Source organism: Endobacterium cereale (assembly GCF_009617585.1).
GTDB classification, from domain to species: Bacteria; Pseudomonadota; Alphaproteobacteria; order Rhizobiales; family Rhizobiaceae; genus Neorhizobium; species Neorhizobium cereale.
In genome coordinates, this window is record NZ_WIXI01000043.1 from 99,771 (window position 1) to 121,786 (window position 22,016).

The 22,016-nt window shown below is 58.4% G+C and carries 19 protein-coding genes; 4 read left to right on the top strand and 15 right to left on the bottom strand.

Annotated elements, in window-relative coordinates; translation table 11 throughout:
* Positions 1 to 10: 10 nt before the first annotated feature.
* Both kdpA and GAO09_RS13095 read left to right on the top strand, forming a co-directional pair.
* Entirely contained in the window at positions 11 to 1,687 is a 1,677-nt protein-coding gene (gene kdpA / locus GAO09_RS13090; RefSeq protein ID WP_153354449.1) for a potassium-transporting ATPase subunit KdpA, read from the top strand.
* Positions 1,688 to 1,699: 12 nt separating this feature from the next.
* On the top strand, positions 1,700 to 2,260 hold the full coding sequence (locus tag GAO09_RS13095) for a potassium-transporting ATPase subunit C (protein WP_153354450.1): 561 nt from the start codon (positions 1,700 to 1,702) through the stop codon (positions 2,258 to 2,260).
* Positions 2,261 to 2,346: 86 nt separating this feature from the next.
* Here GAO09_RS13095 and GAO09_RS13100 read toward each other — a convergent pair whose 3' ends face one another.
* The 10 genes from GAO09_RS13100 to GAO09_RS13145 all read right to left on the bottom strand — a co-directional run bounded on the left by GAO09_RS13100 (position 2,347) and on the right by GAO09_RS13145 (position 12,984).
* Positions 2,347 to 3,732 carry a sodium:proton antiporter gene (locus GAO09_RS13100; protein WP_153354451.1) on the bottom strand — a complete coding sequence of 462 codons (1,386 nt, stop codon included), beginning with the start codon at positions 3,730 to 3,732 and terminating at the stop codon, positions 2,347 to 2,349.
* A gap of 330 nt (positions 3,733 to 4,062) precedes the next feature.
* Positions 4,063 to 5,370 carry a TRAP transporter large permease gene (locus tag GAO09_RS13105; protein ID WP_153354452.1) on the bottom strand — a complete coding sequence of 436 codons (1,308 nt, stop codon included), beginning with the start codon at positions 5,368 to 5,370 and terminating at the stop codon, positions 4,063 to 4,065.
* 3 nt (positions 5,371 to 5,373) lie between these two features.
* Entirely contained in the window at positions 5,374 to 5,883 is a 510-nt protein-coding gene (locus tag GAO09_RS13110) for a TRAP transporter small permease (RefSeq protein WP_153354453.1), read from the bottom strand.
* A gap of 123 nt (positions 5,884 to 6,006) precedes the next feature.
* On the bottom strand, positions 6,007 to 7,008 hold the full coding sequence (locus GAO09_RS13115; protein WP_153354454.1) for a TRAP transporter substrate-binding protein: 1,002 nt from the start codon (positions 7,006 to 7,008) through the stop codon (positions 6,007 to 6,009).
* A 74-nt stretch (positions 7,009 to 7,082) separates the two neighbouring features.
* Positions 7,083 to 8,402 carry a GntR family transcriptional regulator gene (locus GAO09_RS13120; RefSeq protein ID WP_235938110.1) on the bottom strand — a complete coding sequence of 440 codons (1,320 nt, stop codon included), beginning with the start codon at positions 8,400 to 8,402 and terminating at the stop codon, positions 7,083 to 7,085.
* Between the two features lie 57 nt (positions 8,403 to 8,459).
* On the bottom strand, positions 8,460 to 9,305 hold the full coding sequence (locus tag GAO09_RS13125; protein ID WP_153354455.1) for a transporter substrate-binding domain-containing protein: 846 nt from the start codon (positions 9,303 to 9,305) through the stop codon (positions 8,460 to 8,462).
* 34 nt (positions 9,306 to 9,339) lie between these two features.
* On the bottom strand, positions 9,340 to 10,122 hold the full coding sequence (locus tag GAO09_RS13130; RefSeq protein WP_410767785.1) for an ABC transporter ATP-binding protein: 783 nt from the start codon (positions 10,120 to 10,122) through the stop codon (positions 9,340 to 9,342).
* Entirely contained in the window at positions 10,119 to 10,841 is a 723-nt protein-coding gene (locus GAO09_RS13135; protein WP_153354456.1) for an ABC transporter permease, read from the bottom strand. Before GAO09_RS13135 ends, GAO09_RS13130 begins: the two co-directional genes overlap by 4 nt.
* A complete protein-coding gene (locus tag GAO09_RS13140) occupies positions 10,841 to 11,560 on the bottom strand; it encodes an ABC transporter permease (protein WP_153354457.1) in 720 nt (239 codons plus the stop codon). Before GAO09_RS13140 ends, GAO09_RS13135 begins: the two co-directional genes overlap by 1 nt.
* Positions 11,557 to 12,984: a M20 family metallopeptidase gene (locus tag GAO09_RS13145; RefSeq protein WP_153354458.1), complete on the bottom strand. Its 1,428-nt coding sequence runs from the start codon at positions 12,982 to 12,984 to the stop codon at positions 11,557 to 11,559. The genes GAO09_RS13140 and GAO09_RS13145 overlap by 4 nt, the downstream gene beginning before the upstream one ends.
* Before the next feature lie 123 nt (positions 12,985 to 13,107).
* On the opposite strand from GAO09_RS13145, the gene GAO09_RS13150 reads away from it, so the two are divergent.
* Positions 13,108 to 13,737 (top strand): GntR family transcriptional regulator, encoded by a 630-nt coding sequence (locus GAO09_RS13150; protein WP_153354459.1) that lies wholly within the window; start codon positions 13,108 to 13,110, stop codon positions 13,735 to 13,737.
* Positions 13,738 to 13,809: 72 nt separating this feature from the next.
* On the opposite strand, the gene GAO09_RS13155 is transcribed toward GAO09_RS13150, so the two are convergent.
* From GAO09_RS13155 to GAO09_RS13175, 5 genes are all read right to left on the bottom strand, one after another.
* Positions 13,810 to 16,245, bottom strand: a complete 2,436-nt coding sequence (locus tag GAO09_RS13155) for a TonB-dependent siderophore receptor (protein ID WP_209018705.1) — start codon at positions 16,243 to 16,245, stop codon at positions 13,810 to 13,812.
* Positions 16,246 to 16,340: 95 nt separating this feature from the next.
* Entirely contained in the window at positions 16,341 to 17,291 is a 951-nt protein-coding gene (locus GAO09_RS13160; RefSeq protein ID WP_153354461.1) for a FecR family protein, read from the bottom strand.
* A gap of 72 nt (positions 17,292 to 17,363) precedes the next feature.
* Positions 17,364 to 17,858 (bottom strand): RNA polymerase sigma factor, encoded by a 495-nt coding sequence (locus GAO09_RS13165; protein WP_209018706.1) that lies wholly within the window; start codon positions 17,856 to 17,858, stop codon positions 17,364 to 17,366.
* Between the two features lie 269 nt (positions 17,859 to 18,127).
* Positions 18,128 to 18,787 (bottom strand): glutathione S-transferase family protein, encoded by a 660-nt coding sequence (locus GAO09_RS13170; protein ID WP_153354463.1) that lies wholly within the window; start codon positions 18,785 to 18,787, stop codon positions 18,128 to 18,130.
* Between the two features lie 112 nt (positions 18,788 to 18,899).
* A complete protein-coding gene (locus GAO09_RS13175; protein ID WP_153354464.1) occupies positions 18,900 to 20,288 on the bottom strand; it encodes a TIGR03808 family TAT-translocated repetitive protein in 1,389 nt (462 codons plus the stop codon).
* A gap of 192 nt (positions 20,289 to 20,480) precedes the next feature.
* Here GAO09_RS13175 and GAO09_RS13180 point away from each other — a divergent pair, with 192 nt between their 5' ends.
* Positions 20,481 to 22,016: a diguanylate cyclase domain-containing protein gene (locus GAO09_RS13180; RefSeq protein ID WP_153354465.1), complete on the top strand. Its 1,536-nt coding sequence runs from the start codon at positions 20,481 to 20,483 to the stop codon at positions 22,014 to 22,016.

A 22,016-nucleotide genomic window follows, 5' to 3' on the forward strand; every position in this document is an offset into this window, starting at 1 on the left:
AGACATTACAATGACACAGGCAATTCTCTTCGTCGTCTTTATCCTCGCCGGCACTGCGCTTCTGTCCTGGCCGCTCGGGCGCTACATGAGCTGGGCCATGGACCCGGCGCGCGGGCAGGGCGGGGCAAACGGCTTTACCGCCATCTTTCAGGCGATCGGCGGCTCCGTCACTCGGCGGGACCAGGATTGGAAACGTTATGTCGTTTCCCTTCTCGGCTTCAACCTCATCCTGTTCGTGGTCTGCTTCGCCATCCTGGCGCTGCAGCAGGTCCTGCCTCTCAATCCCGATGCAAAGGGTGCGATCGACGGCAGTCTGAACTTCAATACGACGGCCTCCTTTGTCGCCAACACCAACCTGCAACACTATTCCGGCGAAGTGGTGATGAGCTACTTCTCGCAGCTTGCCGCGCTGATGTGGCTTCAGTTCGTCTCGGCCGCCGTTGGTCTCGCCGTGCTGACCGCCGTTGCACGCGGCCTTGCGGGCCGCAAGCTCGGCAACTTCTTCGTTGATGTGCAGCGCGCCACCTTCCTGGTTCTGCTGCCGGTCGCATTCGTCATCGCCATTCTTCTGCTTCTGACCGGTGTGCCGATGACCTTCAACGGCTCGGTGGTCGCCACCACGCTGGAAGGGGTGCAGCAGACCATTGCTCGCGGCCCGGTTGCAGCCTTCGTCGCCATCAAGCAGGTCGGCACCAACGGTGGCGGCTTCTTCGGCCCGAACTCCACCCATCCGCTGGAAAACCCGAGCTTCTGGTCCAACGTCGTCGAAACCATCGCCATCATCATCATCCCGATGGCCTGCGTATGGATGTTCGGCCGCATCATCGGCCGTCTGAAACATGCCGGCGTGCTGTTCACGGTCATGCTCATCCTCATGGGCGCGCGTATCAGTGCGTCTATCGGTTTCGAAGCAGTGCCCACTCAGGCATTCACTTCGCTGCCGATCACCCAGGATGTCGGTAACCTCGAAGGCAAGGAACTGCGCTTTGGTGCCTCCGCCGGCCCACTCTGGGCAGTCGTTACGACATCCACCAGCAACGGTTCGGTCAATGCCATGCATGACAGCCTCAATCCGCTGACGGGCATGATGCCGATGATCGGCATGTGGCTGAACGAAGATTTTGGCGGTGTCGGCGTCGGCATGGTCAACATGTTCCTTTACATCGTCGTCGGCGTTTTCATTGCCGGCATGATGATCGGCCGCACACCGGAATATCTCGGCTGGCGGGTTGAGGCCAAGGAAGTGAAGTTCGCCATGCTGGCTCTTCTTTCCCACGGCTTCTTCATTCTCGTCGGCACGGCGGTCTTCGCGGTCACCCCCTGGGGTGCCGATACGCTCAACAATGTAGGCCCGCACGGTTTCAGCGAAATTCTCTATGAATTTTCGTCTGCCGCCGCCAACAATGGTTCGGGCTTCGAAGGTCTCGGTGACGCTACCACGCCGTGGAACATCGCAACCGGTATCGTGATGCTGCTTGCCCGCTTCATCCCGATCATCCTGCCGCTCGCCATCGTCGGTTCCCTGTCGGCCAAGCGTCGTGCAACGGAATCCTCTGGGACGCTTTCGGTCGAAGACGGCACGTTCGCGGGCATGCTTACGGCGACAGTCATCATCGTCGGCGCGCTCACCTTCTTCCCCGCCGCCACGCTCGGCCCTATCGCCGAACACGTCATGTTCATGAAATAAGAGGTCCCGATCATGGAAACCTTTCTCTCCAGCCTGCGCATCACCGTTGCCACCATGGCGATCTGCGTCGGCGGTTATTCCGCAGCCGTCTGGGCTGTCGGTCAGGCGATCACGCCCGGCACGGCCGAAGCCTCGATCATCACCAAAGCGGACGGCACGGTCATCGGCAGTCGTCAGGTGGCCCAGGCCTTCACGCAGGCCCGGTATTTCTGGCCGCGTCCTTCCGCGGTGGATTACAACAGTGCCGGCGCCGGCGGCTCCAACAAGTCGCCAACCAGCACCGACCTGACGGACCGCGCGAACGAAACCGTGGCCGCTTACGGTGCAACAGCGGAAAACCCGCTACCGGCGGAACTCGCCGCAGCGTCCGGTGCCGGTCTCGATCCGCATATCACCGAGCGCGCCGCCCGCTATCAGGTCAGTCGTATTGCAGAAGCCCGCAATATTCCTGCCGATCAGCTGGAAAAGCTGATTTCCGAACGGGCTTTTGCAGCGGGTGGAATGTTTACGCCGGAGAAGATCGTCAACGTGCTCGAAATGAACCTCGCGCTCGATAACGTGCAGACCCGGTAAACAAAAATCGCCCCGGCAGTGCTTGACCACTGCCGGGGCCGGTGACTGATGGCCGCAATTCCAAGGCAACCACCGGTATTGCCGTATCAAGCCCGGAAGAAAACGAAGGTCACAAGAACGAAAACAGGCACGAGAATACCGATGGACCAGGCCATGTAGCCGAAGAAGCTCGGCATTTTTACGCCGGCGTTTTCGGCAATGGCCTTCACCATGAAGTTGGGCGCATTGCCGATGTAGCTGTTGGCGCCCATGAACACCGCACCGCAGGAAATCGCGACAAGCGTTCTGGCCAGCGGCCCCATCAGTTCCGCCGGATCACCGCCTGCGAGATTGAAGAAAACGAGGTAGGTCGGTGCATTGTCTAGGAAGGACGACAGAATGCCGGTCATCCAGAAATACATGGCATCGATCGGTGCACCGTCAGGTGAGGTTACAAGAGCGACCAGCGGTGCGAACGCGCCGTTTTCAGCGGCCTTCAACATGGCAATGACCGGGATGATGGTAACGAAGATCGCCGCAAACAGCTTGCCGACTTCCAGCATCGGCCCCCATTCGAAGCCATTTTTTTCACGAAGTCCTGCTGGTGTCAGGAAAAGCGAAGCGATGGCCGCGCCGATCAGGATCAGGTCGCGGACGATATTCTGCAGTTCGAGCTGCAGACCGAAAACGGGCAGGGATATACCGGGCTTCCACGAGCCGGAAATCAGCACCGCGCCGACAACGACAAGCAACAGGATGAAGTTGATCTTGCCGGTTATGCCTATTCGTATTGTATCCGGTGTGGGATCGATGACACCACGAAAATCATGGTCACCCTTGTAGAGATAGCTGTCGACCAGCCAGAACAGGGCGAGCAGGATCAGAACGGCAAAGCCCATTTCCGCCAGCATATGCGAGGCCGTCCAGAAAAAGCTGACGCCGCGCAGATAACCGAGGAAGAGTGGCGGGTCTCCAAGCGGCGTCAGCGAGCCGCCGATATTGGAAACGAGGAAGATAAAGAACACCACGACATGAACATTGTGGCGGCGGCCGTCATTGGCACGCAGTAGCGGTCGGATGAGTACCATGGAGGCGCCCGTAGTGCCGATCACCGAAGCCAGGAACGTGCCTATGGCAAGGAAGGTGGTATTCAGTCGAGGTGATCCATGCAGGTTGCCCGTGACCAGAATGCCGCCGGAAATCGTGAACAACGCGGTCAGAAGGATCACGAAGGGCACGTAATCGAGAAGGATGGCATGGGTCATCTCGGAGGCGACAACGCCCGATGCATGGCTTGCCGCAAAGGGCACGATGAAGGTAAGCGCCCAGAAAGCGGCCACCTTGCCGAAATGATGATGCCAGAATTTTGCCGCGAGAAGCGGTGCGAGCGCGATGGAGAGGAGGATGCCGACAAAGGGAAGAGCCCAGATCGGGCCGAGCGCGGCACCATCAAGCGAAGCATGGCCTTCCGCGGCAAGTCCGGGGGTTTGCATGGTGAGGAAAGCCAGAGCTGTAATGGCAAGCCTGCCGCACCACGCCCTCTGCACAAATGCGCTTGCATCCGGTGGGGAATTACGCCCGGCATGCCGCAAATCGGGCTGTCTACGCAAACAATCTGCACCAATCAAATTCACGGTTTCCTCCATCTGTTCGCCTCTTTGGATGAGAAAAACAGGTCTGCTGTTGTCAGTGCCTCAGCTAAGTCCGGTCGGGCAGTGATGCCTTCGTCGAAAAACGATGTGCCATCTCGGCTGAGATGGCACATCTATCATGCGGCCCGGATTTGTCTGCCTGCATTCGGCTCAAATCATTGGCCAATCACCTTATCTTATCAGGCCCGCGGCCTGCGGCAGTGCCAGGGACAGGGCAGGTATGAACGTGACGACAAGAAGCATGACGGTCAGGACAAGGAAATACAGCAGCAGCGGCTTGAATACGTCCTCGATCCTGAGTTGGGCTATTCGGCACCCAACAAACAGGATTGGCCCCACCGGCGGTGTGATCGTTCCGATGCAAAGATTGAAGACCATAATGACACCGAAATGCACCGGGTCGATCCCGAGCGATATCGCGATCGGCAGGAAGATCGGCGCAAAGATGAGGATCGCAGGCGTCGGGTCCATCACACATCCCAAAAGCAGCATGATGACGTTCATCATCAACAGAATGAGGATGGGATTGTCGGTGACCCCCAGCAGCGACGAGGCGATGATGTTGGGGATTTTCGCATAGGCCATGATCCAGCCCATCACTGCCGAAATACCGATCATGAAGATGATCATGCCGGTGGTCTTGGCGGTTTCGAGAAGGAAACCCGGAATCATCTGCACGGTGATCGTGCGGTAGAAGAAGGAGAGTACCAGCACGTAGACCACCGCGATACAGCTTGCTTCGGTGGGCGTGAAAATACCGGAAATGATGCCGCCGACGATGAGAACGATCAGAAGAAGAGCTGGCATCGCTTCGATGGTAACCCGGAAATTTTCCTGGAACCTGGCAAAACCCTGCGCCTTGTAACCCGCCCGGCGGGCATAGAGGAAAGCAGGGATGATGCAGGCCAGGCCCCAGAGAATGCCGGGGATATATCCGGCGAGAAACAGGGCTGCGACCGAAGTCCCGCCGCTTGCCAGCGAATAGATGATGAAGGTGTTGCTGGGTGGGATCAGCATGCCGGACGGTGCAGATGCGATGTTGGCGGCGGCAGCGGCAGCCGGGTCATAACCGTCGTCCTTCTGCTGTGGCCCGATGGCACCGCCGATCGCGGCGGCGGCAGCCACGCCGGAACCACTGATGGAGCCGAACAGCATGTTGGCGACAATGTTGGTCTGTATCAGCGCGCCGGGAATGAAGCCGATCAGCGCCTTGGCGAAATTGATCAATCTTCGCGCTATTCCGCCGTTGGTCATGATGATGCCGGCGAGCACGAAGAAGGGAATTGCCAGCAACGAAAAGCTGTTCACGCCACTGAAAATACGCTGGGCGGCGGTGATCGCCATACGGTCGAACGTGAAGATGGTTGCCATGGCGAGCACGGAGCCGATGCCCATGCTGATGCTGATCGGCACGCCGATAGCAAGAAGAATAGGGATGCTGATGAGCATGATCAGCCCGATGTCTGCTGCGTTCGACATGGATCAGCCCTCCTGTTGCTGGCGTCCGCCCGAGATGACGGCGGCGAGACGCCTGACATCGGCGATGATATTGTTGATGCAATAAAAGCTTGAGAACAGGCCGCAGATCGGCAAAGCCAGATAGATCTGACCCGTCGTGACATAGGGCATTGCGGCGTTGGTCTGTCGCATGGTGCGACCAACGGCATCCCAGCCGCCGACCACGAGGATGGCGACGCAGAAGGCAAGAATCAGCACGCTGCTGACGATCTGCAACGAAATGTTCCAGCGGGCCGGCAACGCATCACACAGGATGCCGATATTCATATGGCCCTTTTCACCGAACAGCAGCGAGGCGGCAAAAAGTGTCAGCCAGACGAACATGATTTTTGCCAGCTCCTCCGATTGCGCCCCTGGGCTGTTGAAGAGGTAGCGCGCGACGACCTGCCAGGTGACCACGGCTGTGAGGAGGCCGCAGAGCAGGATACAGCAGAAGGCAAGGATCTGATCGACCCTCCGCTTGATGGTTTCCATTGATTCAATCCCTGTCTGTCCGGGGATCGTCGACCGCCCGGGCTTGCCAGTGTTATTGGTATGAGGCGAGGAGGTCCCGGATCGCCAATTTCGTTGGATATGACGATCCAGGCGGTTGGACGATTAGCGCAAGGCTTCGATCTTCTGGTAGATCGACTTGGTCACGTCGTTGGTCAGTTTGCTGTCGACCAGCGGTTTGACTGCGGCGCGGAAGGCTTCCATGTCGACATCGTCGCTGAACTTGGCGCCGGCCTTTTCGGCGTCGGCCCGGGCCTTGGCGGCATCGGCGGCAAAAGCGTCGAATTCGAAGGCAAAGGCTTTTGCCAGTTCTTCCTTCAGGATCGTTTTAATGCCGTCGGGCAGTTCCTTGTAGAGATCGACGTTCATGACGAGATAGTCGGGGATCATCAGGTGGCGCGTATTGGAGAAATACGGGGCCACTTCGGCATGCTTGAGAGACGAATAGACGATCTCGTTGTTTTCGCCGCCGTCCAGAACACCGGTCTGGATGGCGGTGTAAACCTCACCCTGACCCATGGCGATGCCGACACCGCCCATGTGCTTCATCATCTGTACGTTGGTGTCCGACTGCATGACGCGGATCTTTTTTCCGGCCAGATCAGCGGGCGTCTTCACGAAGCGGTCCTTCAGGTAAACGGAACGTGCACCGGCGGTAAAGGAACCGAGGACGATGACGCTCTGATCGGTCACGGAATTATAAAGATCGCCGACGATCTCGGGATTGTTGAGAACGTCTTTCTGCTCTTCGATGCTGTTGAACAGATAAGGCAGGTTGAACACGGAAAAATCAGGATTCCAGCTTTCCAGCAGGCTGGCGGCAGCGACCGACATGGCGACGGTTCCGGTCTGGGTCATCTCCACCGTTTCCTTCTGGGCACCCAGAAGTTCGTTCGGGAACACCTCGGCAGAATATTCACCATTGGTGCGGTTTTTCAGGCCCTCTGCGAACATCTGCAGCGCCTTGAACTGCGGGTGCGTCTCGGGCTGGTTGAACGCGATCTCGAAGACCACCGGTGCGGCAAAAGCCGCGCTGATCCCGACCGGGCTGATGGTGGACAGAGCGACAGCTCCGGCAATTACTGAAAAATAAGAGGTGAATTTCATGTACTTCCTCCACTTATGAAGTCGTGTTTTCAAAAAATCGGCTGGCTGTGCGCGATGGCGCAGCCGCCGCCGTTTCAGGAGCCCGCATGGCTCCCGATTCCCATGTGCCTCGTTTGAGGATCACGATCGGTTTGGTGCCCAATGGCCTCCTGAAATGCGTTCAGCTCGGCCGATAGGGTCGATGATGGCTTCATCCAACGAGGATGCGCGTCCCGCGGGTCTCCGCGAAAATAGTCCGGATTGAGATGCTGGATACCCGCCAGACTTGTGCCTAGCCAATCCAGATGCTCGCCCATGACTGTTGCGGCCATATCCTGGTTGCGGTCATCGATGGCTTCGACAAGTCTGACATGCTCCGAGAGCGCCCGCTCCATGCGATGGGCCTGCGGCAGTGTCAGTCGCCGAAACCGATCGAGCTGAACCTTTATCTCTTCCACGAACCGCCATATGCCGACATAGCCCGCCGTGCGCATGATGGCCTGATGAAGGGCCTCGTCATTCTCGTGAAATCCGTTGAAATCGCAGGATCGCAGCGCTTCTGCCTGTCGCTCCACAATGGCCTGCATCGTCAGAATGTCGCTTTTGGCGGCGAGTTCTGCCGCCATGCGCGCCGTCATCTGCTCAATGGCTTTGCGGGCAAGTATCGCCTCCGGCAAGCCATTGACAGGGATGCGCGAGACCCGCGTCCCGGACTTGGCGATGATGTCGACCAGTCCTTCTTCGGACAGGCGAAGCAATGCCTCTCGAACCGGCGTGCGGCTGACACCGCATGTCTGGGCAATATCCTTTTCATGGATCGGGTCACCCGGACGGCGCCGCATCGAAATGATCTCGTTGCGCAGATTGACGTGAATACGCTGCGAGGCATTCAGTGCATCGCTGACACCCTCCAGCCGCGCGGCACTCCATGCAGTGCCAGATACTCCCCCCGACATTCCGATCCGCCCCCAAACGAATTCTGGCATGCCTCGACACGCCGAATGCAGCAATTTCCTCGCTCTTGTATATCTGGCATATGAGGGAGGATTGCATTGCGGCAGATCAAACGTATCGACCTGCCTGTCGCAGATAAAAGCCCGTTCAAGACAGGGGATCGGTCGTCGTGTTGATGGGTGGCCCCACAGCATTCTGCGCGTGCAAATGCGCTTCTGATGGCAAAATATCGAAAGGCGATTGATCTGATTTTGGGACTGCCGAGCTGCGGGGAAGCCATGTTTATATTCGGGCGCGCTGCGGGACTGAGCCTGGAAACCCACGGCCGACCAGCTGCACCTCAAGTCACTTGCGTGCGGCGGGATATTCCGAAACTGGCGAACAGACCTCGTTTCGGCGTCGCCAAAAAATGTCTTCACAAGAGTGAAAAAACGGCAGGGAGTTAACCCTGCCGATTTCATTGTTCTTTGACCCTACACCACTGCTTCAGCAGGCGTGTTTCAACCGGACCGCAATGCTTATTGCGGGGTCAGGTCGAAGCCGAACCACTTCATCGACAGCGTCTTCAAAGTGCCGTCGGCCTTGGCGGCAGTGATGGCTTCATCGAACTTGGCCTTCAGAGCCGTATCGCTCTTGCGCAGACCAACCGAGCTGCCGGCGCCGAGGAAGCCACCCTGGAAGCGCGGGCCGACGATTTCCATTTCGTCGTTGGTTGGCTTTTCGACGGCCGTCTTCAGGTAGCCCATCGAGGCCATGATCACGTCGACGCGGCCCGACAGCAGATCAAGATCATGCTGTTCGGTGGTCTTGTATTCACGCTTCTCGACGGTGTCCTTGAGGTACTCATCGATGAAACGCGATGCGATCGATGCCGTCTGGACGCCGATCACCTTGCCTTTCAGCAGCGGCTTCAGCTCTTCGACAGCCTTGCGAGCGCCTTCCTCGTTGCTCGACAGCGAATAAAGCGCGTCCTTCAGCGGCATCTTGGAAAGATCAGTATCCTTCAGAACGGCGAAAGCCTGGCCGGTGCTGCCGTAGGACATCGAGAAATCGATGACTTCCTTGCGCTTTTCAGTGGCCGACATGCCGGCCATGATGGCATCGAACTTACCGGCGTTGAGGGCCGGGATCATGCCGTCGAAGGCCTGGGCGACGATCGTGCACTTGATCTTCATGTGGTCGCAAAGATAGTGGGCCAGTTCGACGTCGTAGCCGTCGAGCGTACCGTCCGGTTTCGTGAGGTTATAGGGCGGGAAAGCACCTTCGGTTGCGATGGTGATTTCGGTCTTTTCCTGCGCGGATGCGGCGCTTGCCAGTGCCATTGCCGCGAACGTGCCGGCGGCCAGAGTTTTCAAAAAGGTCATGTTCGTTCCCCGTCTCCTTGTTGGGTTCTTGTGATCAACCGCTGATGAATTTGCGAAAACGTTCCGACTGCGCGTTGGTGAACATTTCGCCCGGATGCCCCTGTTCCTCGATCGCGCCCTGATGCAGAAAGATCACCCGGTTTGAAACGTCGCGGGCAAAGCCCATTTCGTGGGTGACGACCAGCATGGTGCGGCCTTCGTCGGCAAGCGAGCGCATGACGCGCAACACTTCACCCACCAGTTCGGGGTCAAGTGCCGAGGTTGGCTCGTCGAACAGCATCACTTTCGGACGCATGGCAAGCGCACGGGCGATCGCTGCACGCTGCTGCTGGCCGCCGGAGAGATGCGCCGGATAATGGTTGCGCTTGTCGGCAATGCCGACCTTTTCGAGCAGTACCTCGGCTTCGGCGATCGCTTCCGCCTTGGAGCGGTTCTGCACGTGGATCGGCGCTTCGATGATGTTTTCGATCACCGTCTTATGCGACCAGAGATTAAAGCTCTGGAACACCATGCCGAGTTCGGAGCGGATGCGCTGGACCTGACGGCGGTCGACGATAGTCGCCTTGCCCTTGCCGTCGGTCTTCATGGCGATCTTTTCACCGGCGACAACGATGGCGCCGGCATCGGGTGTTTCCAGCATGTTGATACAGCGCAGCATGGTCGATTTGCCGGAACCGGAAGAGCCGAGGATGGAGATCACCTCACCCTCATTTGCCGTCAGGTCGATGCCCTTCAGCACCTCGGTCGGGCCGAAACTCTTGCGCAGGCCGCGGATTTCGATGGCCGGGGTCGTGGCAATGTCAGGCATGGTGTTCATCTCATTTCTCCTGCGGCGACGGCGGGCAGGGCAGGTGCCTGGCGCAAATGCGGGCTCAGGCGGTATTCGATCAGGGCAACAACACGGGTCAGGATGAAGTTGATCGCCAGATAGATGGCGCCGGCAACGACAAACACCTCGATCGCCCGGTATGTCTCGGAGATTATCTTGGCGGCGACGCCGGTCACTTCCATGATGGTGATGATCGAGGCGAGCGAGGTTGCCTTGACCATGGAAATGATCTCGTTCGAATAGGCAGGCAATGCCTGGCGGATCGCAAGGGGCAGGATGATGCGTCGAAACACCATGAAGCGTGACATGCCACAGGCGCGGGCCGCCTCTATCTGGCCATGCGGAACCGCCTGCAGTCCGCCGCGAATGATTTCGGCCGAATAAGCGGCGGTGCAGAGCATCAGGGCGATGATGGCGCACCAGTAGGGGTCGCGCAGGATGAACCAGAAGGCGCTGCGGCGCACCTCGCGGAATTGCCCCAGCCCGTAATAGATCAAAAAGATCTGGACGAGCAGCGGTGTACCGCGAAAGATGAAAATATAGCCGCGGGCAAACCAGTCGAGCGGCCATATGCCGGACAGACGGCAGACTGCCAGACCAAGCGCCAATACGGCCCCCAGCGCAACCGAGGTTGCGGCCAGTTGCAAGGTCAACGGAATGGCCGAGATGAGGGTGACAAAGGTCTCGTAGAGGAACGCGATATCCATCAGCCTCTCCTCACGCCGCGATTGACGCGTTTTTCGCTGAACTGCAACAGCGCGCCGGATATCGTCGATATGGCCAGATAGATGATGGCGGCGATGAAGTAGAAGTCGAATGGCCGACCGGTGGAACCGGCGGCGATCTGCGACTGGCGCAGCAGTTCGACAACGCCGGTGATGGAGATGAGTGCCGATTCCTTCAGCACGACTTGCCAGACATTGCCCATGCCCGGCAATGCATATCGGAGTGTGAGCGGTGCAATGATGCGGCGAAAGCGGATGAAAGGCGACATGCCACAGGCAATCGCAGCCTCCAGTTCACCGGTGTGGACCGCCTTGTAGGCGCCGCGAAACACTTCAGTCTGTTGCGCGCCCGAGGTGACGCCGACGGCCAGCGCACCGGCGAGAAATCCGGGAAAGCTGATGAAACCGGTTGCGCCGAACAGGTGACCAAACGCCGAAATAACCGTGCTGCCGCCGAAATAGAACAGATAGATTACCAGCAGATCGGGAATACCGCGCAACACCGTCGTATAGGTGCCGGCGACGCCGCGCGCGATTGGCCCGCCCGCGATCTTGGCCCATGCGCCGAGCGCTCCGAACAGCATGCCGACCACGTAACCGGCAAGCGCGATCAGGATCGTCATCAGCGCGCCGGCGGCAAGGGCGGGTCCCCAGCCGTCAGGCCCGCTGCCGATCAGATCGAGGAAGGAGGGTTGTGTCATGCGGCGTCCTGAGCGGGCGGGATCGGTGGATCGACATCATCCGGGATCGGATTGACGAAGGGCGTTCCCTCAAGCCGGAAGTCAAAATCGGCCTTCGCTTCGGCGATCCTTTCCGGGTTGGCAAACAGGTCGGCAGCCGTCGATGCCATCACCTTGGCGGCATGCGTCATGCCCTTGTGAGCGGCGGGCAGCTTGCCCTGTGCAACCAGTTGCCATGAATGGCCGGGCGTACCGATCGCATAGGTGGCGCCGCGTACCTGCACGGTGGGAACGACCCAACTGACGGTGCCGACATCGGTGGAGCCGATGATCGAGGCGTCGCCGCTTTCAGGCGGGAAGATCACGTCGCAAAGCGATACGCCCGGACGTGGTTTGAGGCCGAACCGCTGGAAGGACGATTTGATGTCGGCCGGCGTAAACGTCTTCTGGAATTCGGCAGCGGCGGCGCGGTCGGCATCGTCGAAATCCGGGAGGCCAATACGCTCGATATGGCCATGCATCAGGGTTTCGAGCGGCGTATTGCCGACGAGATTGGCGTCACCGCTGATGATTTCGCTGCGCACCGTCGTGCCGGTCATCAGTGCGGCACCGGCGGCAACATCCTTGACGCGATCGACGAGTTCCAGGAGATCCGGCAGGTCACGGGCGCGCACCAGGTACCGCACGGTGGCGCGGGCCTGCACGACGTTCGGCGCATGGCCACCGGTGTCTGTGACGGCGTAATGGACGCGGGCGCTCGACGGCATGTGCTCGCGCAGATAATTGACGCCGACATTCATCAGTTCGACCGCATCAAGCGCGCTGCGGCCGAGATGCGGCGTGGCGGCGGCATGCGAGGCGCGGCCGGAAAAATGGAAATTCAGTTCGTTGCAGGCGAGCGAAACCGGATTGTTGACGCCGACAAAAGCGGCGGGATGCCAGCAGATGGCGATGTCGACATCATCAAACACGCCGGCACGAACCATGAAGCCTTTCGAGGAGCCGCCTTCTTCGGCCGGGCAGCCGTAATAGCGGATGCGGCCGGGAATATTGTTGGCGGCAAGGTAATCCTTTACGGCGGCAGCCGCGAGCATCGAGCCGGACCCAAGCAGGTTGTGCCCGCAACCATGGCCATGACCGCCCACAACAAGCGGGCGCTCTTCGGCCACGCCGGCTTCCTGGCTTAGGCCGGGCAGGGCGTCGTATTCGCCGAGTATGGCGATGACCGGGCCGCCTTCGCCAGCCTCACCCATGATTGCCGTCGGCATGCCTGCGAGATTGCGGGTGATGCGAAAACCTTCCGCTGCCAACTGTGCGGCATGCGCCTGCGACGAGGAGAATTCCTCGTAATTGACTTCCGGCGTATCCCATACCTGATCGCTCAGCCGAGTGTAATCGGCGGTCTTCGCATCGATGAGTTCCCAGACGGCATCTGAATTTTTCATGCTTGGTATTTCTTATGTTCACCAAAATTGGTACCAATCGTATTGAGGGTGCAAGATTTGCGCAATAGAAATTTTTGCTTATTTATTACGCAGTGTTCGATCCGAATTTGATGAGAGCCAAGTATGACGGAACCGGTTGTGATCACCGAAATCGACGTGATGCCGGATGTGACCCAGCTGATCCTGCAGGATATTCAGTCCGGCATTTATGCACCGGGTGCGTGGCTCAAGCAGATCGATCTGGAAAACCGCTATGGGCGTGGACGCAATGAGATTCGCCGAGCGCTTGATCGGTTGGCTCTCAAGCGTGTTGTCGTTCACGTTCCCAACCGCGGTTACCACGTCTACCAGAGTGACGGTCAGCAATGGGACGACATCGCCGAAATCCGCATCATGCTCGAGACCGGAATCACCGCCAAGGTCATTGCCTGCGCAACTGTAGCGGACATCGCCAATCTGCGTGACCTTGCCCTCAAGTTTCAGGATCTGACGGTGTCCGGTACCTTGCTGGAGCTTTACGAAGCAAATTTGAGCTTTCACCGCGCCTATGTGGATCTGGCCGGGAATGAAGAACTGCACACCGTCATTGCCGAACTGAGGCAGCGCACTTCGTCGGCGCCTGTGTCGCAATGGCATACGCGAACGCGGGTGGAAATGTCGGCCATGCAGCATTGCCGCATGGTGGATTGTATTGAAGCCGGAAATGAGCCGGAGCTCAAACGGTTGATCGAGCAGCATATTCGCCAGAATTAGGTGACTGCCGCAAAATCGATCTGTCTCCGATCGGCCTCACCGATATGACAAGGCCGATCGTTCCATACGAGTTTACCAGGTGTATTTGAGTGTTGCCCTGATCGCGCGCCGATCTCCGTAAAATGCGGTGTCGGGGGTGCTAAAGGTCTCTATGTGGCTGATGTAGTCCTTGTCGAACAGGTTCGTGACATTGACGGAAAGCGATGCGCTGTCCGTGATGGCGTAGTTCAGTGCAGCGTCGAAAAGCGTATAGGAGGCAAGTCTTACCCTGTTGTTGTTGTCCGCATACCGTGATCCGACAAAACGGCCGCCAATGCCGACGGTCAGATCGCCGAGAACTCCGTTGCCAGGAACGGTATAATCGATCCATGCAGACGCGGAATGCGCCGGAATGAACTGCATGCGGTTGCCTTCCTGGCCAGTTCCTTCACCCTCGATGATTTCGGAATCCGTATAGGCATAGGCGAAGGTCATGTTCATGCGGTCCGTGATTTCCGCCTTCGCCTCCAGTTCAATGCCGCGCGCATCCACCTTGCCGACCTGAAAGCGCTGGAAACCACTGTAATAGGGCACATTTGTCTGCGAAATGTCGAAGATTGCCGCCGTAAACAGCGCATTCATGCCGTCTGGCCGGTATTTGACGCCTGCCTCATACATGACGCCCTCTACCGGTTTTGCAGTGCCAGCCAGTGATGGCATCCCGATCGCGCCGTAAAGGCTCGGAACCGGCGGTATCGGAGCAAACGATTCCGAATAGGTACCGTAGACCGATAGTTCGTCCGTCGCTTTCCAGGTCAATCCAACGCGTGTGGTAAAGGCGTGATCATCAATGGACTGGCTATCGGTTGCCGCGAAACTGGTGAAGAGGCTTTCCGCTTCGCTATAAACCTTGTCGTAGCGACCGCCCAGGGAAAGGATCCATCGATCATCCAGTGTCAGTTCTTCCTGGACGTAAAGGCCAAGTGTCCTTTCCGATCCCGACGAGATCATCGAGGGTAACGTCAGGGACGGGGTCACAATGCAATTGGGGCTGCAATAAGCAGGATTGCCCAGTCGGCCAACGCCGACACCCGGGATCGTGCCGCGAATATCGCTTTGTTCTTCCTTGGTCCGGGAATAATCGATGCCGACCAGAGTGCGGCTTTCAAAACGGTCGAAGCTCGTATCGTATTGCAGGTTGCTGTCGATCGCGAAACGCTGAAGTTCGCCATCCACCAACATCGCCATGCGCCGGTTTTCGACGCTCATATAGTCTGTCGGATAGACATTGCGGTTGACGAGATCGATATCCGTATAACGCGCTGTCTGGTTGAATTTCAGTCCGTTGCCGAAATCATGATCGAAGACGTAACCGATATTTTTCTCGATTGTATCATTGCGGTCGAGCGACTTTTCTCCGAGGAATGTATCCGGATCGAGGCCCGATCCCAGCGGGATTCCGTAGCGGTTCGCCCCCTTGCGCTTGTTGTAGTCGGCCAGAAGCGTCAGGCTGGTGGCATCCGTCAGTTTCCATGTCAGCGCCGGCGCGATGTAGACGCGGTCATCCTTTGCCCATTCAAAGCCGTCCTCGGCATTCTGCCACTTGCCGGTAAGGCGATAGGTCCAATCGCCGTCGGCATCGATCGAACCACCGAAATCCGTGCCGGTTTCGACATGATCCTCACCGACGGTCGTGTAGACTTCACCGAACGGCGTGTCCTGCGGACGCTTGGTGATCATGTTGACGAGGCCGCCGGGCGCGTTCAGTCCATACAGCGTGGAGGTCGACCCCTTCATCACTTCCAGGCGCTGCATGCCGTAAGGCTCGATCCGGCTGCCGGTAAAATTGTTCACCCGATTCTGCAAGCCATCGCGATAAATGCCCTTGCCGGTTTCGACAAAACCGCGGATGGCGATGAAGTCATAGCGCTTGTCGGCCCCGTAAAGATTGGTATTCACGCCGGATGTATAGGCCAGTGCCTGATCGAGATTGGTAACGCCTCTTCGCTTCATCTCCGGTTCGCCCACCACGGAAACCGAAGCGGCTGTATCGAGCAGCGGTGTGTCCGTCTTGGTGCCCGTTGCGCTGCGAGTGGCCACGAGACCGGTTAGCGGCCCCGTCGCGTTTTCGCCTTCGACCGTGATCGTCTGCAGCACCGTGGCGCCATCGGAGGACACGGCGGGACCGGCAGCATCCTCAGTACCGGTCAGATAGACGATATTTCCCTGCACGCGGTATGAAATGCCGCTGCCCGCCAGGAGCTGTGACAGGGCAGTGCGCAAGTCGACTGCTCCAGAGACCTGGGGAGAGGTTTTTCCGCGCGCGATCGACGGCTGGTAGCTTACCTGAAATCCAGCTTGCCGCCCGAACAACACCAGGCTTCGTGACAGCGGACCTGCCGGAATACTGAAGTTGCGGCTTGCTCCGATTTCCTGCGCCGTAGCGGGCACTGCCGCAATGCATGTTGACGACAATAGAAATGCTGCAACCAGCCCGACCGGACCGCCGCGAGTTTTGAAAAACGTCATCTTACCCCTCACACCAGATCGAAGGCCGACACACCGGCTGCGGTCGTCTTCATAGGGATTGACGAAAGAGGCCTGCGCTTTTCCCAAAAAATCGTTCAGAGGGTGGTGAGGACCACCGTCCATGGTGCGAGTTTGCGAACATGCCCGCCGTGCGGACCAATGACGGCCTGCATTGCCACCAATGGGTCCGACAGGTCGTAAAGACCGCTGACACGCGATGCGGCAAGTCGCTCCTGAGGAATGAAGATTTTGCTGCGTTGCCAGCGGGCTATCCGCCTGATCACCGTGCCGACGCTTTCGTTTTCGACAACCAGCGTGCCGTTGCGCCATTGGCCGGCCTGTTGCGGATCGCTGTTGCCGCGCTCTATACCGCTGATGTCTCCGACGCGGAGCCACTCGCCCGAACCGATTTCGTCATCGCCATTCATTGCAGGCTCGAAACGGACCTGAGCGGAGCCTTCGGCAACCGTTACACAACAGCTGCCATCATCCGCCATCACCTCCACGGTGGCGTTTGAACACGAGACGGACATTCTGGCGGTTTTTAAGACAAACGGGCGCCAATCGCTAGCCGGCGAGCAATACACGAGCCCGTCCTGCAATTCCAAAACGCGGCTGTCTTCACGCATGGAAACGGAAAATGTCGTGTCGGGGCCAACGGTTACCCGGGTTCCATCCTCCAAGGTGATCTCTCTGACTTCGGCAACCCGGGTTTGTGTCGTGCCGGCAGGCAGGGTTGATCCGGATCGATACGCCAAGGCGCCTCCGGCGACAGTCAGAATGCCGAGAGACAGCAGTATCTGGCGACGGGAAATCGACGACGTGCGAGACGACGGGTGACCGGGCTGCTTGCCGGCATCGACCGCCATGCCGCCGATACGGTATACTTTCTTGGCTTCAAGCCAGGCGTCAAGGTGACTGGTGCTTAGCGCGCAGAAGTCTTTGATCTCCTGCTTTATGACATCATTGTCGGGCTCGGCTTGCCAGCGCAGCAGAAGCGCAAGCGCTTCCCTCCAACAGTCATCCTCTGAAATATCCTCTGTCATCGCAGCCCGCCGCGCACTCGTCTTTCATCATGATGACGTATCATTGTCGCGGTTTTCCCAAAAAAGATGGAGTCAAAGCCCGTGCCGACGCAGTGCGTCTCGAAGCAACTGATATCCGTCGATGACATGTCGGCCCGCATTGCTGCTGGATATGCCGAGTTCGGAGGCTATCTGCGTGATGGTCATGTCACCCACGCGATGCATTTCAAAAGCCCGGCGTGTCTTGCCTGGCAGTTTTTCCAGTGCCGAGAGCGTGATTGCTAGCGCTTGCCGATCCGCCACCACCTGTTCCGGCGATGGCGACGGATCGATCATCTCGAAGAGGTCGATATCCGCTGAGGGATGCTTTTTTGCCTTGCGCTGCGCATCGATCGCCAGGTTCTGTGCAATGCGGGCAATGTAGGCTTTTTCCTGATCGATGCCGCCGAGGCGCGCTGTTATGAAACGGATAAAAGCATCGTGGACAATGTCTTCCACGTCATTTCTGTTTGAGAAGATCCGCGCAATCATGCGTGAAAGACGGTTTTTCTCGGACACATAGAGTGTGCCCAGCCGATTGGATTGCATGCCCATGCCCCGACAAGTATATTCTGATTGTAATACTCATGTTTGTGGCGTGCGCAATCAAAATCCCATCACGTGCCAATGGCGCCGCGCTATTCCTCTCGATGAACGTGGGAAGCGCGGGTGCGGCTTGTCATCGATAAGCGGCGATTTTTCCGCAAAGACGGTTGCCGCGCCACACCGCTCGGATGGCATGGGGGACATCGTAAGACGTGTCGGAGTTCCGCGAGGCGTCGCCGGCGAATTCGCGAAACTCCGATCGGTCGCGCTGGTTATGCCGGTTCGTTGTTGCGGGCTTCCCACATGGTCTTGAAGCCCGGTCGGCTCTGGCAGGTTTCCAACCATGCCTTCAAGGCCGGTCGGCTTTCCAGAAGCGGCGCGTGGCCCTGCCCGTAACGAACGCATTCCGCCACGTTGATATCGGCAACGGTGAAGCGTCCGCCCACCATGTGGCTGTTGGTGGAAAGATGCTTTTCCAGAACATCGAGCGGACGTTTCAGCCGGCGGGCTGCAACGTCGATCACGGTCTTGCCTTCTTCGCTTTCCTGCTCGCCGCGGGCGACCGTGCCGGAAATCTCCAGTGCCGCGCTCTCGATGCTGGTGGCGGTAAACAGCGACCACTGCACCATCAGTGCTTCTTCATCGATATCCTTGGGGCCAAGATCGCCGCCATATTTGCGAGCGATGTAAAGGCTGATCGCCAGCGATTCGTGCAGCACGAAACCGTCATCGTCCATCGAAGGGATCGAGCCCATCGGGTTGACGGCCAGAAAATCGGGTGAAAGCGTGTTGAGCGGTGCTTCCGGCTGCAACGGCTCGCTGATGCGATAGGCCTGGATGACAGGTGCCAGGCGGAAAGGGTGATTAAGTTCAGTAAGAAGCCAGAGCGGGCGCGTGGCGCGTGAGCGATAGACACCATAGATGGTCAGCATTCGAAACCTCCGTGATTGCTGCCGCGTAAGCTATGGGGCGGATGGCATGAGGGGAAGACCAATCGGCGTGCGCGAACCATGAATTGTTTCGATGGTTTCGCCATCACGATGCTTAAATCACTCGGTTGCCGATCACTGTGTGCTGCGGATAACCGGAAGCATCGGCCGACAGTTCGGAACTGGCGACATCATGCCAGCGGTACCCGATAATGCCGCCGCCCGGTACGCGCTCGAACAGATTGTTTGTTATGACGGCGCTGCCGGCACCGTCCGCCACCGAAACGGCGCAACCGGTCTTGGCTTCTCGCACAACGTTACCGTTGACCACGACATTGCGCAGATAAGGGCCCCAGCCGAGCAGTAAGCCAAAACGCGGGGCGTTTTCAATGACATTGCCGGTGACGGCCGTATCTGCCTCGACACTGATGCCGAGCCCGAAAAAGGTGTCGGACTGTTCGTAAGGGGCGGTGAGCGAAAGATTCCGCACGACATTGCCGCTCACCGTCGCCAACCGGCCACCCTCGTTGAAATTGACGATGGAAATGCCGTTGGCAGCGCCATTCACCAAGTTGCCGCTGACCATCGCACCCTCGAAGCCGAATTCGGAATAGATTGCGGTTTCGCCCGAGGCGAGACACTGGTTGTTGGCGATCTGCACGTTCGATCCGGCATTCGAGCGTATGGCGGAAAAGGCCGAAGCCGAAACATGGTTGCCAATCACCTGCACATTGTCTGCGCGGTAAATGTTTATGGCATTGCCGTATTGCCCGGTTCCGCCATTGCCGGCGCGCGTGCCGGTGATCCGGTTGCCGCTGACAAGCGTGCCGTCCGCTCCCTTCGTCCGGCGGTGTACAAGGATGCCGCCATTGCCGCAATCCGCCACCGTGTTGCTGGTGATGGCGAGGCCGGTGCTTTCGATGGCCAGTACGGCATAATCGGCGGCATCAGTGATCCGGCAGTGATCGATACGTCCGCCACAACGTTCCAGCTGGATGCCGGTTTTGGCTGAGCCGATGATCTCGCAATTGTTGATGATGATCTCGCCGACGCTGCGCATGTGAACGAGTGCGGAGACGTGTTCGCCCAATCCGCCCCCGGCTCCGTCCAACACGAGGTTGGCGAGCTCGACGCGTCGGGCGCCCTCGCTGCGGAACAGATGGCCGCCACCGCCGTAAATGATCTTCGTTGCACCGCTTACGCCATGGAGCCGCGTTCCGTCCGGCAGGTCCATGTTGGAAAGAACATATGTGCCGGGCGGCAAGAAGACAGGCTGGTTGTCGCGTGACGCCTTGGCGATGATCGAGGCAAGCTTTCGGCTCTGTTCACTTGCGGCGTCGGGTCTCAATCCCTGTGAACCGGCATCGATGCCGCCACGCAAATCTGCTGCGCCAACGAGAGGTTGCGCGGCGCCCATGCTGATTCGCCCGGAGAGCATGACGCCTGCGGTCGCCAAGGTGGTCGTGAGCGCTGCGCGGCGAGATATTACTAAATTTGGGTTCATGATTTGCCGCCATCTCTCTTAGAGCAATTTTTCGTATCAAAGCGACACACGGATAGGCAGATATTCAGTTGAATAGCTCGCAAAAGTTTCGAAATGTTCTGATCTTCTTAATTAAGGGTAAGGAATTGTCGACCATCATTCTCACGTGGGCGGTGGGGCTCCCGACGATGATTGTCAAAAGGAGAAGCATGGATGAGCAGTGCCATGTTGCGGGAGGTCGTCTCGGAGGACCATCTCGATGCGCTGGATGAACTCCGTTATCAACTGCTCCGAATCTCCACCTCCGTTGAACTGGATGACGATCAAAGAGAACTCCTGAGGCGGGCGATGGACGCCGCCAGCATTCTCGATGATTTTCCCGAATATTTCTATATCAAGGACCGTCATAGCCGCTACGTCTATGTGAATGCAGCCGTTGCGGCAGCCGGTGGTTTCAATTCCGCTTCGGACATGACCGGAACCACTGTTTTTGACCACATCCGGCTGGAAAAGGCCGAAGAGATTTTCATGCTCGAACAGCAGCTGATGTCGTCGGGCAAGGCGATCGTCGAGCGCGAGGAATTCATTGAGTCGCTCGATCGCGATCCGATATGGTTGCAGACAACCAAGACGCGTTTGTTCAATGACGGCGGCCAGGTGATCGGCCTCCTTGGCTTGTCACGCGATATCACTGGACGTAAACGGCAGGAAGAGATGCGGCACGGCCATGCCGTTCTTCTCGAAATGATCGCACGGGGCCAGCCGCTGCCCAAGGTTCTTGAGGCCTTGACCAATCTTGTGGAGCGGCAACTCAGCGAGGTTTGCGCTTCGGTGCTTTTGCTGGAAGAGGGTACGGACCGCCTGCGGCATGGCGCTGCACCAAGTCTCCCCGAAACCTATGTCAAATTGATCGATGGTATCGAAATCGGGCCTCGCACCGGCTCTTGCGGAACCGCCGCCTGGCGTCGGTCGCGCGTCGTCGTCAGCGATATTGAAAACGATCCGCTCTGGCATTCATTCGGCGATCTGGCCCTTGTCTTCGGTTTTCGCGCCTGCTGGTCCATGCCGATCATGGCGCCCGACGGGGCGGTCTTGGGAACTGTGGCACTTTATGCCCGCAGTGTGCGCGAGCCGAGCCAGCTGGAGCTGGAACTGATGTCGGTCGCCACCGACATTGCGGGCATTGCCATCGAGCGTACGCGCAGCGAGGAACGCATTCGACACATGGCCCATCACGACGCGCTCACCGGTTTGCCGAACCGGGCGCTGTTCTGGACTCAGTTCAATCGTGTTCTGCTGGAAGCAAAACGAGAAAGCCACAAGGTCACCGTCGCCTATATCGACCTCGACAATTTCAAGCAGATCAATGATTGCCATGGGCATGCCGCCGGAGACGAGGTGCTGAAGGTTCTGGCCGGTCGAATGGCCGCCTGCGTACGTTCCGGCGATCTTCTGGTCCGACTTGGCGGCGACGAATTCGCTATCGTCTTTCCCAAATCGTTCCCGGACGAACCGAACGTGATGCGCCGGCTGCACGAAGTGCGCATGGCACTGTCGTCTCCCATCTTGATCGAGGGTAAGACAGTCAGGCCAAGCTGCAGCATGGGGGCGGCCTTCTATCCCCAGGACGGGGATAGTGCGGAGAGCCTGCTCGCCAGCGCCGATCGCGCCATGTACGACGCCAAACAACTCGGTCGCGACAGGTTGAGTGTTACCCAGCCGGTGCTTGCGGACGGTTCCGGTATCTGA

Excerpts from the sequence above, each read along its gene's own strand:
- kdpA (WP_153354449.1), top strand. The coding sequence starts at position 11 with ATGACACAGGCAATTCTCTTCGTCGTCTTTATCCTCGCCGGCACTGCG.
- GAO09_RS13095 (WP_153354450.1), top strand. The coding sequence starts at position 1,700 with ATGGAAACCTTTCTCTCCAGCCTGCGCATCACCGTTGCCACCATGGCG.
- GAO09_RS13100 (WP_153354451.1), bottom strand. The coding sequence starts at position 3,732 with ATGCAAACCCCCGGACTTGCCGCGGAAGGCCATGCTTCGCTTGATGGT.
- GAO09_RS13105 (WP_153354452.1), bottom strand. The coding sequence starts at position 5,370 with ATGTCGAACGCAGCAGACATCGGGCTGATCATGCTCATCAGCATCCCT.
- GAO09_RS13110 (WP_153354453.1), bottom strand. The coding sequence starts at position 5,883 with ATGGAAACCATCAAGCGGAGGGTCGATCAGATCCTTGCCTTCTGCTGT.
- GAO09_RS13115 (WP_153354454.1), bottom strand. The coding sequence starts at position 7,008 with ATGAAATTCACCTCTTATTTTTCAGTAATTGCCGGAGCTGTCGCTCTG.
- GAO09_RS13120 (WP_235938110.1), bottom strand. The coding sequence starts at position 8,402 with ATGAAATCGGCAGGGTTAACTCCCTGCCGTTTTTTCACTCTTGTGAAG.
- GAO09_RS13125 (WP_153354455.1), bottom strand. The coding sequence starts at position 9,305 with ATGACCTTTTTGAAAACTCTGGCCGCCGGCACGTTCGCGGCAATGGCA.
- GAO09_RS13130 (WP_410767785.1), bottom strand. The coding sequence starts at position 10,122 with ATGAACACCATGCCTGACATTGCCACGACCCCGGCCATCGAAATCCGC.
- GAO09_RS13135 (WP_153354456.1), bottom strand. The coding sequence starts at position 10,841 with ATGGATATCGCGTTCCTCTACGAGACCTTTGTCACCCTCATCTCGGCC.
- GAO09_RS13140 (WP_153354457.1), bottom strand. The coding sequence starts at position 11,560 with ATGACACAACCCTCCTTCCTCGATCTGATCGGCAGCGGGCCTGACGGC.
- GAO09_RS13145 (WP_153354458.1), bottom strand. The coding sequence starts at position 12,984 with ATGAAAAATTCAGATGCCGTCTGGGAACTCATCGATGCGAAGACCGCC.
- GAO09_RS13150 (WP_153354459.1), top strand. The coding sequence starts at position 13,108 with ATGACGGAACCGGTTGTGATCACCGAAATCGACGTGATGCCGGATGTG.
- GAO09_RS13155 (WP_209018705.1), bottom strand. The coding sequence starts at position 16,245 with ATGACGTTTTTCAAAACTCGCGGCGGTCCGGTCGGGCTGGTTGCAGCA.
- GAO09_RS13160 (WP_153354461.1), bottom strand. The coding sequence starts at position 17,291 with ATGACAGAGGATATTTCAGAGGATGACTGTTGGAGGGAAGCGCTTGCG.
- GAO09_RS13165 (WP_209018706.1), bottom strand. The coding sequence starts at position 17,858 with ATGCAATCCAATCGGCTGGGCACACTCTATGTGTCCGAGAAAAACCGT.
- GAO09_RS13170 (WP_153354463.1), bottom strand. The coding sequence starts at position 18,787 with ATGCTGACCATCTATGGTGTCTATCGCTCACGCGCCACGCGCCCGCTC.
- GAO09_RS13175 (WP_153354464.1), bottom strand. The coding sequence starts at position 20,288 with ATGAACCCAAATTTAGTAATATCTCGCCGCGCAGCGCTCACGACCACC.
- GAO09_RS13180 (WP_153354465.1), top strand. The coding sequence starts at position 20,481 with ATGAGCAGTGCCATGTTGCGGGAGGTCGTCTCGGAGGACCATCTCGAT.